Source organism: Mycolicibacterium setense, from assembly GCF_000805385.1.
In the GTDB taxonomy this organism is placed as follows: Bacteria; Actinomycetota; Actinomycetes; order Mycobacteriales; family Mycobacteriaceae; genus Mycobacterium; species Mycobacterium setense.
The window spans coordinates 671,100-685,364 of record NZ_JTJW01000006.1 but is presented as its reverse complement, the minus strand read 5'-3'; the positions used below and the strand labels follow the sequence as shown (position 1 = coordinate 685,364).

The 14,265-nt window shown below is 66.6% G+C and carries 17 protein-coding genes; 3 read left to right on the top strand and 14 right to left on the bottom strand.

What is annotated here, in order from left to right; all coding sequences use genetic code 11:
• Nucleotides 1-9: 9 nt before the first annotated feature.
• From QQ25_RS14005 to QQ25_RS13960, 10 genes are read right to left on the bottom strand one after another with little or no spacing between them, the layout of a single operon-like run.
• Nucleotides 10-933, bottom strand: a complete 924-nt coding sequence (locus QQ25_RS14005; protein ID WP_039379234.1) for a fumarylacetoacetate hydrolase family protein — start codon at nucleotides 931-933, stop codon at nucleotides 10-12.
• Between the two features lie 39 nt (nucleotides 934-972).
• Complete coding sequence (locus tag QQ25_RS14000) at nucleotides 973-1,632, bottom strand: MBL fold metallo-hydrolase (protein WP_039379231.1); 660 nt, start codon at nucleotides 1,630-1,632, stop codon at nucleotides 973-975.
• Between the two features lie 33 nt (nucleotides 1,633-1,665).
• On the bottom strand, nucleotides 1,666-2,370 hold the full coding sequence (locus QQ25_RS13995; RefSeq protein ID WP_039379229.1) for a maleylpyruvate isomerase family mycothiol-dependent enzyme: 705 nt from the start codon (nucleotides 2,368-2,370) through the stop codon (nucleotides 1,666-1,668).
• Entirely contained in the window at nucleotides 2,360-3,196 is an 837-nt protein-coding gene (locus tag QQ25_RS13990; protein WP_039379226.1) for a fumarylacetoacetate hydrolase family protein, read from the bottom strand. The genes QQ25_RS13995 and QQ25_RS13990 overlap by 11 nt, the downstream gene beginning before the upstream one ends.
• Nucleotides 3,193-4,251 (bottom strand): cupin domain-containing protein, encoded by a 1,059-nt coding sequence (locus QQ25_RS13985; protein ID WP_039379223.1) that lies wholly within the window; start codon nucleotides 4,249-4,251, stop codon nucleotides 3,193-3,195. The genes QQ25_RS13990 and QQ25_RS13985 overlap by 4 nt, the downstream gene beginning before the upstream one ends.
• A complete protein-coding gene (locus tag QQ25_RS13980) occupies nucleotides 4,248-4,955 on the bottom strand; it encodes a class II aldolase/adducin family protein (RefSeq protein ID WP_052235815.1) in 708 nt (235 codons plus the stop codon). Before QQ25_RS13980 ends, QQ25_RS13985 begins: the two co-directional genes overlap by 4 nt.
• Before the next feature lie 2 nt (nucleotides 4,956-4,957).
• Entirely contained in the window at nucleotides 4,958-6,136 is a 1,179-nt protein-coding gene (locus QQ25_RS13975; RefSeq protein WP_039379220.1) for an FAD-dependent monooxygenase, read from the bottom strand.
• A 1-nt stretch (nucleotide 6,137) separates the two neighbouring features.
• The gene (locus QQ25_RS13970; RefSeq protein ID WP_039379218.1) at nucleotides 6,138-6,473 is read right to left on the bottom strand and encodes a ferredoxin family protein; all 336 of its coding nucleotides are present in this window, start codon (nucleotides 6,471-6,473) and stop codon (nucleotides 6,138-6,140) included.
• Between the two features lie 15 nt (nucleotides 6,474-6,488).
• On the bottom strand, nucleotides 6,489-7,511 hold the full coding sequence (locus QQ25_RS13965) for a TAXI family TRAP transporter solute-binding subunit (protein WP_052235814.1): 1,023 nt from the start codon (nucleotides 7,509-7,511) through the stop codon (nucleotides 6,489-6,491).
• The gene (locus QQ25_RS13960) at nucleotides 7,508-7,777 is read right to left on the bottom strand and encodes a nickel-binding protein (protein WP_101906180.1); all 270 of its coding nucleotides are present in this window, start codon (nucleotides 7,775-7,777) and stop codon (nucleotides 7,508-7,510) included. Before QQ25_RS13960 ends, QQ25_RS13965 begins: the two co-directional genes overlap by 4 nt.
• A gap of 173 nt (nucleotides 7,778-7,950) precedes the next feature.
• Here QQ25_RS13960 and QQ25_RS13955 point away from each other — a divergent pair, with 173 nt between their 5' ends.
• The 3 genes from QQ25_RS13955 (at nucleotide 7,951) to QQ25_RS13945 (ending at nucleotide 10,230) form a co-directional block, all read left to right on the top strand.
• Complete coding sequence (locus tag QQ25_RS13955) at nucleotides 7,951-8,727, top strand: IclR family transcriptional regulator (RefSeq protein WP_082017571.1); 777 nt, start codon at nucleotides 7,951-7,953, stop codon at nucleotides 8,725-8,727.
• A gap of 193 nt (nucleotides 8,728-8,920) precedes the next feature.
• Nucleotides 8,921-9,658 (top strand): hypothetical protein, encoded by a 738-nt coding sequence (locus QQ25_RS13950; protein ID WP_131546165.1) that lies wholly within the window; start codon nucleotides 8,921-8,923, stop codon nucleotides 9,656-9,658.
• Nucleotides 9,655-10,230, top strand: coding sequence for a cupin domain-containing protein (locus QQ25_RS13945; RefSeq protein WP_039379211.1), 576 nt, complete (start codon nucleotides 9,655-9,657; stop codon nucleotides 10,228-10,230). Before QQ25_RS13950 ends, QQ25_RS13945 begins: the two co-directional genes overlap by 4 nt.
• Before the next feature lie 31 nt (nucleotides 10,231-10,261).
• Here the strand turns inward: QQ25_RS13945 and hflX are convergent, their stop codons facing one another.
• From hflX to QQ25_RS13925, 4 genes are read right to left on the bottom strand one after another with little or no spacing between them, the layout of a single operon-like run.
• Nucleotides 10,262-11,671, bottom strand: a complete 1,410-nt coding sequence (gene hflX / locus QQ25_RS13940; protein ID WP_039319315.1) for a GTPase HflX — start codon at nucleotides 11,669-11,671, stop codon at nucleotides 10,262-10,264.
• Nucleotides 11,672-11,716: 45 nt separating this feature from the next.
• Complete coding sequence (gene dapF / locus QQ25_RS13935) at nucleotides 11,717-12,583, bottom strand: diaminopimelate epimerase (RefSeq protein ID WP_039320482.1); 867 nt, start codon at nucleotides 12,581-12,583, stop codon at nucleotides 11,717-11,719.
• Between the two features lie 19 nt (nucleotides 12,584-12,602).
• Nucleotides 12,603-13,511, bottom strand: a complete 909-nt coding sequence (gene miaA, locus QQ25_RS13930; RefSeq protein ID WP_039320480.1) for a tRNA (adenosine(37)-N6)-dimethylallyltransferase MiaA — start codon at nucleotides 13,509-13,511, stop codon at nucleotides 12,603-12,605.
• A complete protein-coding gene (locus tag QQ25_RS13925) occupies nucleotides 13,508-14,194 on the bottom strand; it encodes a class III extradiol ring-cleavage dioxygenase family protein (protein ID WP_039379209.1) in 687 nt (228 codons plus the stop codon). The genes miaA and QQ25_RS13925 overlap by 4 nt, the downstream gene beginning before the upstream one ends.
• Between the last annotated feature and the right edge of the window lie 71 nt (nucleotides 14,195-14,265).

Sequence of the window (14,265 nt, the reverse complement as noted above, 5' to 3'; positions counted from 1 at the left end):
GACATCGGACTACTCGTGGTCACGACGACGTACCGGTGTGACCTCGCTGGGCGGTTTCGGCCCACGTTGCGCGCCGCGGGTGGGACAAGCCACCGCGCCCCTGGCACTCACCGATACCGACAGCATGCCAACCTGATCGATATCGACACTGACGACGTCGCCGTCCCCGATCTGTCCGATCCCGGCCGGCGTCCCGGTGGTGACGATATCCCCCGGATACAGGGTCATCACAGATGAGGCATAGCTCACCAATCGAGGTACGTCCCAGATGAGATCGGCAATGTCGGTGTCCTGCCGCAGCGTCCCGTTCACCGTCGTCCGAAGCTGCAACTTGGACACATCGTCTATCTCGTCGGCGGTGACCAGGTAGGGGCCCACCGGGGTGAAGGTGTCGAACGACTTGCGGGTGGACCGGTCTTCACCACCCCGCATCGTGATATCCAGACAACATGTATAGCCCGCAACCACATTGAGCGCCTCGTCGACAGGTACGAAGCGCGCGGTCCGTCCGATGACCGCGGCCAACTCGCCCTCCTGGTCGAAACGGCGGTCCGTGTACGGCAGTTGGACAACGCCGCCATGCCCAAGCACCGAAGACGGAGCCTTGAGGAACACACCCAGCGCTTCGATACCGTAGTCTTCTGCCATTTCCTCTTGGTGGTCGCGGTAATTGACCGGTGCGGCAACCACTTTGGTCGGGTCCGGCACGACGGGTTCAACAACGACATCCTCGATGCGGACCCTGGGCAATCCGTCGAGTTCGGCCACGGTGAAAGTCGGCCGCCCCTCAGTGGCACGGAGGAGGCGGCGCATTGCGCTGAAGCCTGCCGTGCCGTCCGGAGTCAGCGGACTCAAGTCGACGAGTTCGGTGTCCGAGATCCGCGCCCCGACGGCCGAGCCCAGGCCCGGGTGGCGGAAACTGGTCAAAATCATGTGCTGACTCCTGAACGAACGTTGTGGTGGGCTACGGGTTCAGACGGTGACCGGAACACCATGCTCGGGAACCACTACTTCGCACTGCGCGGGGCCAAGGTTGCGCAGCAAGCCGTAGTGCAGATCCTGGTGCACCTGCGCCAGCCCGGACTGGTGAATCGGGATCACCACTCGTGGATTGACGCGGCGCAGGTAGTCGACGGCTTCGCCGATCTTCATCCACGGCCCGCCGACCGGCAGGAGCAGGACCTCGACCGAGTCCGGCGCGTCGAGGAAGGCGTCGCCGGGATGCAGCGTGTGTCCATCGACCAGGTAGCCGTTGTTGGTCATATTCGGAATGTCGCAGTGGATGACCGCGTGCTCCCCGGTGAGGACGTCGATACCGACATCCCCGGCCGTGACGGTGTCACCGTGCCCACCCACCCGGTGGGACACCGCTTGCTCGGTGAGCCCGGTTGCACTCGACTGATCCGCGACGACGGTCGCGCCGGGATTGGCTTCGACCAGCGCAGGCACCCGGTTCATATCGATGTGGTCGGGATGAGCGTGGGTGAACAGCACCGCATCCAGATCGCGCAGCGACTCGAAGCCCGTCGAGTATGTTCCCGGGTCGATCAGGATTCGACTGGGCTTGGTCGAAACATCGGATGCGGTGAACTCCAGCAGGACGCAAGCGTGCCCGAAATGGGTGATCTTCAATTCTTATCTCCGATCGAGTAGGTGATGGTCGGTTCACAACCACGCCGGCAGGGCTGGCAGCCCGGCGGGCGGAGAGGTGAGTTCGCTGCCGGCAGAACGCCCGATCAACCAGGCCAGCAACTGGTCCGGCGCGCCGGTGACTCTCGCGGTGGTGCCGAATTCGACTGCGGCGGTATCACTGTCGGCGACCTCGATCCGCAACGCCGGCCAGTCGGCCTTGCCCCTGGTCGAGGCCACTACGTTGTCCAGCAGCGCGCGGACAAGTTCGGCCGGCAGCTCCTGGATGGGGGCGCCCAAGTCGACGTGGTGCAGCGCCACCTCGCGTAGCCGCAGCCACGGCACGTGCCCGGCGGGGATCGATCGTCCCTGCGCGGTGACGACCTCGTTGGCCCAATCCACTGCGGAAAGCTGTGTGGCGGCCGATTGCAGCCGCTCGGCGCTGTCCAAAACGTCGGTGACGATGATCTCTGCCGGACGAACCGCGCCGAGCTTTATGTCGTCTTCCCGTTGCTGTGCGGACTGGTACATCGGGGCCTCGACGCCGGTACGGGCCCACGACAACAGATTGCACAGCGCATCGGCGTTGCGTGCGATGTGAGTCAGCAGGTGCCCGACCGACCACCCGGGCAGCGAGCTGTTTTCACTGAGATCACGATCCCGGAAGGTGTCGACCGTACGCAGCAGGCGTTCGGTCTCGACGTGCAGCCACGCCTCGACGGTGCTGCGTTCAGGAGGCATGGGCGTGCTCCGGCCGGCAGACGTTGCGACACTGACCCAGCCCGGTGATGCTCGTGGTGACGATGGCGCCGGGGGTGAGATAGCGCCGCGGATCACGCGCATGGCCCACTCCCCCGGGTGTTCCCGTGGCGATGACATCTCCGGGCCTCATGGTGAAAATCGTCGAGAGGTAGGACACCAGGTCCGCGGGCGTGAACACCAAGTCGCTGAGCTTGGCGGATTGAACGAGCTCCTCACCGACGCGAGCCTCGATGGTCGCCGACGAAATGTCGAAGGCGTCCGCCGTCAGTAGGTACGGCCCAAGTGGGGTGGTCGACTCGAAGTTCTTGCCCTGCAACCACTCCACCGTGCGGTACTGCCAATCGCGGGCGGTGATGTCGTTGAGAACGCAGTACCCGGCGATCGCCGTCTCCGCGGCGATGGTGTCGGCGTGCCGGACCGCGGCGCCGACCACCACACCGAGCTCGGCTTCCCAATCGAGTGTTTGCGAAGCGGTCGGGATGATGATGTCGTCGTCGGCGCCGATCAACGCGTCGGAGAACTTGGCGAACAGGGTCGGATACTGCGGCAGCTCACGTCCCATCTCCAGGATGTGCGAGCGGTAGTTGAGGCCGACGCACACCATCTTGCCGGGATTGGGTATCAGCGGTGCGAAGTCCAGCCCATCCAGCTGGTGTGCGGCACCGCCTGCATCGCAGGCGATTGCCTGCCAATCGGGCTCGGACAGCAGTGCACCGACGTCGCGGTATCCGGTCTCGACAGCGCAGTCATCATCGAGGCGTACCGCGACGGTACCGGACGGGGTACGGACGGTGGCCAGCTTCACCGGGCGACCCTTCGGTTGAGATGGAGGCGCTCAAAGATCGGTTGATCACTCATCCTGAACAAGGTCAGCTCGCTGGACGCGCTGAAGGTGTGCTCGCACCACGACGGCACCGCAATGACGTCGCCGTGCACGAGTTCGCGGTGCTCACCGTCGAGGGTCACCGCGCCGGCTCCGTCGAACACCTGCCAAACACTGGAGCCCGCCTCTCGCACCGCCAACGTCGCTGTCCCGGGAGCGATTCGGTGCATTTCCAGACGAATCGTCGGCAGCGCATCGCTTCCGGTGCCGGGGTGGCTGAACCGGATCGCGGCGTGACCGGGAGTGACCACCCCAAGGTGCCCCTCGGCCTCGAGCTCGAGTTGCGCACGCAACGCGGCATCGGTGTCTTCCCAGCGGTAGGCCGCCAAGGGCGAGTACGGCGGCAGCTCCTCAGCCGCTGAGACCGGCACCAGCCCGGGATGACCCCAGAGCCGCTCCGACCGTGAAAATCGGGGCGTCGCACGGTCTTCGACGTCGTCGGCGCCGAACTCGAAGAACTCCGCGTTGATGCTCGCGCAGAACGGCACATCGAGACCGTCAAGCCACGCCATCGGGGCATCATTGGGATTGTGATGGCCATGGAACTGCCAGCCGGCGGTGATGAGCAGGTCGCCACGCCGCATCGCGACCGGATCGCCGTCGACGACGGTCCAGACTCCTTCGCCCTCCAGGACGAAGCGAAATGCGTTCTGGCTGTGCCGATGCGCCGGTGCGGTTTCGCCGGGGCCGAGGTATTGGATGGCGGCCCAGAGCGTGGGCGTCGCATAGGGGTGCGGGGCCAGGCCCGGGTTCGCGACCGCGATGGCGCGGCGCTCACCGCCACGGCCCACGGGAACGAGCTCACCGGCGCGCTGTGCCAATGGATACAGATCGGTCCAGTGCCAGATGTGCGGTACCGCGGCAGGTGTGGGCACCGCGGGCATCAAGCCTTCCCGAATGGTCCACAGCGGGATCAGGCTATTGGCATCGAAATCCTGGTACAGCCGAGCTTCCTCCGCGGTGTCGATCGTCGTCATTCCTTGCCTCCCTTGCTCATCCGCACGAGGTACTGCCAACCGGCGTCGAGCTGGCTGGGATTCCAGATCTGCTCGCGCTTGAACGCGGCCTCCTCCGGATCCGACCAGCGCGCCGGTCCGCCGGCAGCCATGGCGAGCAGCTGTGTGCGACAAGCTCTTTCCAGCAGGACGGCGTACATCACCGCGGTCGCCGGATCCGGGCCCACGGTCACCGCGCCATGTTGGGGCATCAGTATTGCCGGTGCGTCACCCAACTCCTGGGCCAATGCCTGACCCAACTGCCGGTCGGCGATCAGTGCGCCGGTGACGTCGAAGCACGGCAGGTGCCGCTCGAACACGACGGCGTCGTGCGAAATCGGACGGAGTTCGGTGTCGAGGGATGCAAACGCACTCAGCGCAGGAGCGTGCGTATGGACCACCGAGCCGACATCCGTTCGGGCTGCCATGATCTCGGTGTGGATCGGATACTCCAGGTGCCGCCTGCCCGCGCCGTCGGCCACCGCACCTTCGGGAGTGACAAGAACAACCCGCTCGGCGGTGATCTCCTCAAATCCCCAGCCGGAGGCCTTCATCCATACGCCCTGCCCGTCAGGGTCACGGATCGATGCGTGACCCCACACCATGTCGGACAATCCGGCAGCGGCCAGTGCGCCGCTGGCATCGATGACCTGTTGGATCGGATCTAGTTGGACCGAATCTTCCATGGCTACACCAACTCCGACTGATAGAGCCAGTCCAGGTCGACGTAGTGCTCGGCCGAACTACGGGCGAAGACACGGTTGCGCAGAGCGGGCACGATCGCGTCTGTGGCATGCCAGATCTCGCCCCAGGCCCGAGCTACCCGCTGGATCTGCGCGGTCCGCGGCAGCCGCTCCTGCTGGTAGCTCGCGAAGGCCTCGGTGATGTCACCGTCGTGCTTGACCATGTAGCCGGCGAGAATGCCGGCATCCTCGATTGCCTGGCACGCGCCCTGGGCAAGGTACTGCAGCATCGGGTGCGCCGCGTCGCCGAGCAGCGTGATCCGACCAGTGGTCCAATTGTCAATGGGCTCACGGTCGTACATCGGCCATCGACGTTCGCGCTTGAACAACGTCACAGATGACCGCACCTGTTCACAGGCGGTGCCGAAGTGCTGGTCGAGCTCGTCCGGAGTACCCCAGTCACCGTCGCGCTCGGCGCCCGGGCGGTATCGCTCGCTGCGGAAGACGGCGACCTGGTTGTAGAGTTCACCGCCGCGGATCGGATATTGCACCAGATGCTTGTTGGGGCCGATCCAGATGAACTCGGCTTCCTGGTCGACGGGTAGGGGCAGGTCGGCCGGGGCGACCGCGCCGCGGTAGGCGACATACGCCGAACACACCGGCTGGTCATCGGAAACCAAGCGTCGCACCTGCGACCACAGCCCGTCGGCACCCACAACGGCGTCGCATTCATACGACGTACCGTCCGCGAATTCGACCCGCGCCCTGTCTTTTTCGTCGATGACGTCGGTGACGGTCTTGTTGGACTCCAGGGTGATCCGATCGTCCGCACGGCAGGCGGCCAGCAAGATCTCCAACAGATCGCCGCGGTGCAGGACGATGTAGGGATAGCCGTAGCGGTTGATGAACGGGTCGGACAGATCGACGGTGGCCAGCCGGTCAGCGGTCTGGATGTCGAGCAGGACGACCTGCTTGGGCTGCACCGAAACCCGGTCGATCTCGGCAAGTAGGCCCAGCCGGTCCAAGATCCGGATCGCATTGGGCGCCAGCTGTATTCCGGCGCCGATTTCGGTGAACTCCGGGGACTGTTCGACCAGGTGCACCGGATAGCCGGCCTGGGCGAGGGCCAGAGCGGCCGTCATTCCGCCGATGCCGCCACCGACGATGAGTTTGGGGATGCGCATTTCAGTTGGCCTTCGTGTGGGCGGCGACGGTGGGGGTGTCGGCGCCGACCGGCCCGAGGGGGCCGGCGCCGCCGGGGTCGCCGAGGGGTTGGTCACATCCAGGTAGTGGCTCGTCGAAGAAGCGCGCGTTGTCGTCGAACGCCGCCGGATTGTCTTCGGCCTCGTCGGGTTCCATGATCGCGTCGACAGGACAGGTCGATAGGCATGCGCCACAGTCGACACATTCGCGCGGGTGGATATAGCGCTTCGTCAGCCCTTCGTAAATGCAGTCGACCGGGCAGACTTCGACGCATGAGCCGTCGAGTTCGTCGATACAGGCGTCGTTGATCGCGTACATGACGAATTCCTTCTCTCAGCTCCACATCGCCGAGGCGGCGCTGGCCGACGAGCCGACGTCGCGGTAGGCCCGCTCGGCGGCCGGGTGCAGCGGAATCGCCGTCTTGGCCATTTCCGCGGGATCGATCGGTATCACCAACGGCGACCGTTCCTGGGGCAACATCGCGTACTGGGCCTCGAGTGCCTGGCGGGTGCGGATCATGCACCAGGTGATCAGATAGGCCAGATCGTCGTCGAGGTCGTCGCGGCAGAGCAGGATGAAGTCGGCGAAGTCCAATGCGCGCAGGTCTTCCTGCAGCCCGGGCAAGTAGCCGGCCGGGACGATGGCCTGGCCCCAGCCCTGTTCGGCGAAACCCTTGTACACGTCGTCACCCCAATCCAGGTAACGCACCGGGCGGTTGGCGGCGATCCGCTGCCACCCCGGGGTCATGATCGCTTCCTGGATAAGGACATTGGCGCTACCGGCGGCGAAGTGCTGCAGGCCCGGGAAGGGGCGTTCGTCGTAGTCGAACCGGGCGCCTGCGGCGACGAGGGCATCTGGGTCCGCGCCGGCCAGCCGCAACGCGGCATGCGCCGCGAATCCGACCATGTTGACGCCGTCATCCGGGCAAGTCGCGATCACCAGCTGATCGGCAACACTGGCAAGATCGGCGACGCTGTACACCGGCAGGTCGGCGTCGACGGCGATGACCAGCCGATCCCGATGCGGGATCTGCCCCAGCGCTCGCAGGAACGGCTGTGGTTCGGCGTCGGCCAGCATCTCCCCCGACCGGATCAGCGCCGACGACGCGGCAGGCGTCACCGCGGCCACGTCGGCAACGCGTGCCGCCAGCGCGACGGCAGCGTCCGTGCTGCCCCGGCCGGACCAGATCGCGAAGCGCGAACCGGCGGCCACCCGATCGCCGACCTCTTGAGCCAGCCAGCCGCAGATCCGGGTCAGGTTCGCCTGACCCCAGTCCCCCCGAAACTGCAGGGTGATGACCCGATCGAGGCGAATCTCACCGTCGGCGTCAACGGAAAGGGCGGTGTTTGCCGTCATTGATTGGCCATCGCGGACACGGCGGCAGCGTCCACGGCCGCGTCGATCTCGTGGATGTCGTCGTAGGGAAAGCCCACGCGCTCGAACTCTTCCCGGACCTCGTCGGCGCTGTCGGCCTCGTACAGCGTGAAGATGGCGCCGCTGGTGGTGTTGGCGAAGAGATTCTTGAAGGTGGCGTGCACGTTCTTGGCCACCTCTGGCGCATAGGACCCGATCTCCTGCTCAGAGAGGCCGGGGGCTTGATGAGTACTGAGGAAGAGAGCCATGATGCGCCTTTCGGTGTCGCTGTGCGGAACACTGTCCCGTGGAATGGTGACATGACCGCCATCACATTGCAAGCCTTCTGTGCCTGATCGCGCTGTGGGATAGCGTGCACGCGTGGATATTTCCCTCGGACGGCGCCGCTGCGCCGCAGGTCGCACCCGTCCGAGACGTGCCGATGCCTGAGGAGCCTGGCACCGATCGGCCGGCGGGCCTGATCGGTGCGGTCGACAACGTTCTGCGCCTTCTCGCACTGTTCGAGACCAACAAGGTCATCCGGGTCAACGAGGTGAGCCGCGACATGGGGCTGTCCCGGTCGACGGTGCACCGGATGCTCTCGACACTGCATTACCACCGGTTCGTCGAACAGGATGATCTGTCGCGGGCCTACCGCCCCGGACCGGCGCTCATAGACATCGGTCTGGCCGTCGTCCGCAACATGGACATTCGTGCCATGGCCCACGCGGTCCTCGTCGAGCTTGCCGAGGACACCGGCGAAACGGTGCATCTTGGCCAGTTGCGCGGTACCGACGTGATCTATCTCGACAGCGTCGAGAGCGCCCAGATGGTCCGGGCCGGCAACCGCGTCGGCTGGTCCCTGCCGGCTCACACGACTGCCGGTGGCAAAGCACTCCTCGCCGCGCTGCCGGAGACCGAGCTGAAGGCGCTGTACCCGGACGAGCAATTGTCGGCACCGACACCGACAGCAATCCGGACGCGCACCGCCCTCCTCGAACAGCTCGCCGACGTCCGATCCCGCGGTTATGCCGTGAACAACGGCGAGATCGAAGGCGATATCGGTGCGGTCGGGGCTGCAGTGAGCGACGGCAACGGCCGGGTCCGCGGGGTACTGGCCGTTACCGCGCCCATCTCACGAGTCGATGCGTCCTGGACCGAGCGATGCGGGGCCGCAGTGCTGCGCAGCGCGCAGACGCTCGGCAAGCGCTTCGGCTGACCCGCCCCTACCCTCAGACCCGCTCCGAGCAGCGGTGATACCAAAAGTCAAGCAGCAGATTTGCTTGCGCGGGTGATCTGACCGTTGATACCGTTCGGTTCGTGATGACGATCACTGTTCCGCACAGTGCGACATCCACCTGCGGGCGCCAGTTCGAGCGGCAGCCTCGCAGCGCACACAGAAAGGTGTCACGATGACCGACGTTGTCGAAGTAACGCCGCTGCCGGCGATGGAACCGACCCGCCGTATCCCTGCCCCCGACGGCAAGCGCGAACCGCTGAAGGTGAGCATCTTCGAACGGATGGCCAAGGCCGCGGCCAATCTCATCCCGATCTTCCCGTACGACGACGCGGGCGCTATCGTCCCGTGCGGCACGGTGATGTTTGGCGGCGAGGGCCGCGACCACGGGCATTTCTTCCACACCAACAGCATTTCGGAGGTCCTGGTGACCTTCGGATCGCATCAGGCCATGCTGGCGTCGGGCGCGATCATGGCGACGCAGAAGACGCATGGCGTGAACTCGTTTCTGCGCGACTACAACGATCCGAACGCGTTCATCGTCGCGACGATCACCCAGCGCCAGTCCGAGGAACCCGGCCAGTGCGAAGCGCTGAGCGCCAATTGCAAGAACTGCAAGAAGGAGATCGTGCGCCTCGAGTACGGTGCCGGGCCCGCCGGGGCGCCCGACTTCGACCCAACCCGGTTCGGCAACGCCGACGACAAGTTTCCGCAGTTCGCCACCCTGGCCGCGTCCGGCGAGTTCGTCGACATCCGCAACTCCGATGAGGGCCGGACCTGCGCCAACTGCGGCCATGTCAACGACGTGTTCCCGGAGGATCCCTGGGGCTGGCGCCGGATGGTGGACCAGACCCGGGTGATCAACAACGCAGTCCGCGAACTGACCACCAGGGCCAAGGAGGTCCAAGCATGACTCGCCGCCGGATGCTCGATGCCTACAAGGTCGGTGCAACAGTTGGCAATTACGCCGACCTTGCCGTGCTACCACTCGACGTCGACCCACAAATTACCTTGTCCCGCAACTGGATTGACCAGCCGTTCTATCAGATCTTCGCCGAGGACACAGTGCTGGCGGCGATGTCGGGTGACACGACCATCCGCATGCGGATGAGTTCGGTGAACACACTGCGCCTGGAGATCGGCGACCACGCCTACATTCCCGCGGGCACCCCGCACCGGATCGAGCCGCGCGAGGAAGGCATCCTGCTACGTTATCTCGCAGGCGACGCCGGTCTGGAGGCGGCGGCCTGGTTCTGCGAAACCTGCGGTGACGAGCTGTATCGGCTTGAGTGGCAACATGATCACGACGCCGATCCGCCGCGCGTATACGCCACCGCGTGTGCCCGGTTCAACGCCGAGACCGAGGCCCGAATGTGCCGTTGCTGCGGAACCGTGGCACCGGAGGTCGACCTCGATGCTTTGGGCTGGAGCGGCTACCTTGCCGAGGACCGTCAGTTCGTCGGCTCGTCTGCTGAGGATGCGTAGCCGGACGGGCTGATACCCATTGCACTGCAAGTCAGAACGTGGCGAACTCGCTCAGGCTCGCGGCCAGTGCCATGGGTACCCGTGCCTTGATGCGGGTACCGTCCGCAGTGTGCTCGGTCGCGTCGACCCGGCCGTCGGCGTGCACCCGCGCCACCAGATCCCCCCGGTCGTAGGGAATCGTCACATCCACCGTGGCGTCGGTGGGCGGAATCATCTCCGCCATGCGGGCCCGCAGCCGGTCCAGTCCGTCACCGGTCCGCGCTGAGACGAACACCGCGTCGGGCAGAGCGCGCCGCAGCGAGGCCAGCCCGAGGCCGGTGGCAGCGTCGATCTTGTTGACCACCAACAACTCCGGCGGAGGCGCGATGTCGTATTCGGCGACCACGTCGTTGACCACCTGGCGGACCGCATTGATCTGCGCCAGCGGATGCTCGTCAGAACCGTCCACCACGTGCACCAGCAGATCGGCGTCGACCACTTCTTCGAGGGTGGACCGGAACGCCTCGACCAGCTGGGTGGGCAGGTGCCGGACGAAGCCGACGGTGTCGGTCAGCACGAATGGCCTACCGTCCTCGAATTCTCCACGGCGCGTGGTGGGTTCGAGCGTGGCGAACAGGGCGTTCTCCACGAGTACACCGGCCCCGGTCAGCGCGTTGAGCAGGCTGGACTTGCCGGCGTTGGTGTAGCCGACGATGGCCACTGACGCGGCGTCGGAGCCCAGCCGACGGCTGCGCTGGGTGTCGCGGATCTTCTTCATGTCACGAATTTCGCGGCGCAGCTTGGCCATCCGCTCACGGATACGGCGGCGGTCGGTTTCGATCTTGGTCTCACCGGGACCGCGGGTGCCCACACCACCGCCTGCTCCACCCGCGCGTCCGCCGGCCTGGCGCGACATCGATTCACCCCAGCCTCGCAACCGGGGCAGCATGTACTCCATCTGGGCCAGCGACACCTGCGCCTTGCCCTCCCGGCTGGTGGCGTGCTGGGCGAAAATGTCGAGGATCAGCGCAGTCCGGTCGATGACCTTGACCTTGACCACCTTCTCCAGCGAGTTGAGCTGCGCGGGTGAGAGCTCGCCGTCGCAGATGACGGTGTCGGCCCCGGTCGCGAGCACCACCTCGCGCAATTCGACGGCTTTGCCCGATCCGATATAGGTGGAGGGATCGGGCTTGTCCCGACGCTGGATGAGCCCCTCGAGCACCTCGGAGCCCGCGGTCTCGGCCAGGGCCGCCAACTCGGCCAGGCTGGCGTCGGCATCGGCTGCGCTGCCCTCGGTCCACACGCCGACCAGGACCACGCGCTCCAGCCTGAGCTGGCGGTATTCGACCTCGGTGACGTCGGTGAGCTCGGTGGACAAGCCGGCGACGCGGCGCAGTGAGGCGCGATCTTCGAGGGCCAGCTCACCGGTGCTGGGGGTGACGGGATGTTCAGGATCAGTCATATGTACTTACAGGGTGTCATGTGGATCGTTCCGCCCGCACTCCAATTAGGTGTGCGCTGCGTTCCACCACTGCTCGGACAGGTCGCCGCGGGCCACCAGCACCGACGGTCCACGCAGGTAGCTGGTGGATTCGGTGATCGTCACCGCGACCTCCCCGCCGGGGATGCGCACCCGCAGTGAGCCGGTATCGACGCCCTGATGGGCCAATGCCGCCAGCGTGGCCGCCACGGTGCCGGTGCCGCAGGAACGGGTCTCGCCGACGCCGCGCTCGTGCACCCGCATCGACACCGCACCATCGACCGGAGCGGTCAGGACCTCGACGTTGACGCCGTCGGGGAACAGTTGCTCGTCGAAGGTCACCGGCCCCGCGACGTCGAGCACCGCCAACTCGCCCTCGGTCAACCCAACACACGCCAGATGCGGATTGCCCACGTCGACGGCCACACCGCTGAGGCTGCGACCACCGACCACCGCGGTTCCCGTGCCGAACCGGTTGGCCTTCCCCATCTCCACGGTGACCTCCGCCGAGGTTCCGTCGACACTGTGCAGCACCACGGGACGCGGCCCGGCCAGCGAGCCCACCACGAACTCGTCGGCGGTCTCCAGGCCCGAGGCGCGCAGGTAGTGCGCGAACACCCGCACCCCGTTGCCACACATCTGAGCGATGGAGCCGTCGGCATTGCGGTAGTCCATGTACCAATCGGAGGCCGCGACCCCGTCGGGCAAGCGCTCGAAAACGCCGGCGGCCTGCGCAGCCGCGGCGGTCGTCACACGGAGCACGCCGTCGGCGCCGATACCGCGGCGACGGTCGCACAGCGCGGCCACGGCGGCCGGCGTGAGCGACAGCGCGGCATCGAGGTCGGGCAGCACCACGAAGTCGTTCTGGGTGCCGTGCCCTTTCACAAAGCCCACGCTGCCGGAGATCACCTGATCAGGATACGTGCCGCCATACCCGCAGCGCCTCGTGCACCAGCCCGTCGGCGGCGCCGTCCAGCCACACCACGCGATGGTCGCGCCGGAACCAGGACCGCTGCCTGCGCACGTAGCGGCGGGTGCCGATGAACGTGGGCTCCCGCGCCGCGGCCCCGTCTCCCCCGGCGTCGAGATCGGCCAGCACCTGCGCATAACCCAGGGCCCGCGCAGCGGTGACCCCGTCACGCAGTCCCCGGCCGATCAGCGTCCGCACCTCGTCCACCAACCCGTCGGCGAACATCAGGTCGGTGCGTCGCTCCAGGCGCTCATCGAGAACTGATGTGTCCCAATCCAATCCGATGATCGCGGTGTCCCAGCGCGGGGCACCGATCTTCGGCGCCGACGCGGCGAACGGTTGACCGGTGAGCTCGACGACCTCCAGGGCCCGCACGATTCGCCGCCCGTCGGTGGGCAGGATCGATGCCCCGGCGGCCGGGTCCACCCGGGCCAGCTCCGCATGGAGTGCGGCGACACCCACCTCGGCCAGCCGGGCCTCCCAGCGCGCCCGCACGGCAGGGTCGGTGGCCGGAAACGTCCATTCGTCGAGCAGTGACTGGATGTAGAGCATCGACCCGCCCACGATCACCGGGACCGCGCCGCGGGCCGCGATGGCCTCGACATCGGCCGCGGCGTCCTGCTGATAGCGGGCTACCGTCGCGGTCTCGGTGACGTCCAGGACATCCAGCTGGTGGTGTGGGATGCCGCGACGCTCGGCGAGGGGCAACTTGGCGGTGCCGATGTCCATGCCGCGGTAGAGCTGCATCGCATCGGCATTCACGATCTCGCCGTTCAATTCCTCGGCGATCGCCAACCCGAGTGCCGACTTGCCGGTGCCGGTCGGCCCGATGATCGCGATGGGCCGGATCACGGCAGCCATTCGCCGACGAAGTAGCCGACGCCGTAGGGGGCACCTCGGTAGAGCTCACGCGCCGTGGCCGGCGACGATGCGGTCAGGCCTGCCAGCACTTGAAACGCCACCCTGCCGAGCACCGGCTCGGGCAGTTCCACCAGGGCGTCCAGGTCACCGGTTGCCAGCGCGTCGTCGAGATCCTGCTGAGTGGCCACCGATGCCGCCACGTGACCACCCGGGGCTGCCGGAGTCAGGGTGTGCAGCCCGTCGGCGACCACCAGCACGCCCACGGGATCCGGGGATTCGTCGATCCGGGCACGCAGGGTGCGCCCGAGGGCCAGTGCTTCGGCCGCCGGATGCGTCGCGGCGTAGGAGTGCACGTCGACACTCGCATGGGGTGCGGCCTGGCCTCTGATCCACCCGGCGATCAGTGCGCACAGCGGCAGTGGCATCGGCTCGCCCACCGGTCCCGGACCGAGGGCCACCGGGATGTCGACGCCGTAGCCGGCGAAGGTCCCGGCACTGTCGGGTCCGTACACCGCGTCGCCGGGGCCGACGCCGACAGCCAGCCAGCGCGGCGGCAGCGCCGTTGCCGTGGTGATCACCGCGTCGCGTAAGCCTGCGACCTCGACCGCGGCCGCACCCACCAGTTCGGGCACGAGAACCGGCGTGGCGGGGACGATCGCGATGGCGCTGAGCACGTCACCAAACTAATGCGCGGCGGCCGCCGGGCTTGTAACGGAGTGCCGGTGCCAACCCCTGAATGACCTCG

What these genes read in the sequence shown, in the direction of transcription:
- QQ25_RS14005 (WP_039379234.1), bottom strand. Translation starts at nt 933, where the DNA reads ATGATTTTGACCAGTTTCCGCCACCCGGGCCTGGGCTCGGCCGTCGGG.
- QQ25_RS13995 (WP_039379229.1), bottom strand. Translation starts at nt 2,370, where the DNA reads ATGCCTCCTGAACGCAGCACCGTCGAGGCGTGGCTGCACGTCGAGACC.
- QQ25_RS13985 (WP_039379223.1), bottom strand. Translation starts at nt 4,251, where the DNA reads ATGACGACGATCGACACCGCGGAGGAAGCTCGGCTGTACCAGGATTTC.
- QQ25_RS13980 (WP_052235815.1), bottom strand. Translation starts at nt 4,955, where the DNA reads ATGGAAGATTCGGTCCAACTAGATCCGATCCAACAGGTCATCGATGCC.
- QQ25_RS13975 (WP_039379220.1), bottom strand. Translation starts at nt 6,136, where the DNA reads ATGCGCATCCCCAAACTCATCGTCGGTGGCGGCATCGGCGGAATGACG.
- QQ25_RS13970 (WP_039379218.1), bottom strand. Translation starts at nt 6,473, where the DNA reads ATGTACGCGATCAACGACGCCTGTATCGACGAACTCGACGGCTCATGC.
- QQ25_RS13965 (WP_052235814.1), bottom strand. Translation starts at nt 7,511, where the DNA reads ATGACGGCAAACACCGCCCTTTCCGTTGACGCCGACGGTGAGATTCGC.
- QQ25_RS13960 (WP_101906180.1), bottom strand. Translation starts at nt 7,777, where the DNA reads ATGGCTCTCTTCCTCAGTACTCATCAAGCCCCCGGCCTCTCTGAGCAG.
- QQ25_RS13955 (WP_082017571.1), top strand. Translation starts at nt 7,951, where the DNA reads ATGCCTGAGGAGCCTGGCACCGATCGGCCGGCGGGCCTGATCGGTGCG.
- QQ25_RS13950 (WP_131546165.1), top strand. Translation starts at nt 8,921, where the DNA reads ATGACCGACGTTGTCGAAGTAACGCCGCTGCCGGCGATGGAACCGACC.
- QQ25_RS13945 (WP_039379211.1), top strand. Translation starts at nt 9,655, where the DNA reads ATGACTCGCCGCCGGATGCTCGATGCCTACAAGGTCGGTGCAACAGTT.
- hflX (WP_039319315.1), bottom strand. Translation starts at nt 11,671, where the DNA reads ATGACTGATCCTGAACATCCCGTCACCCCCAGCACCGGTGAGCTGGCC.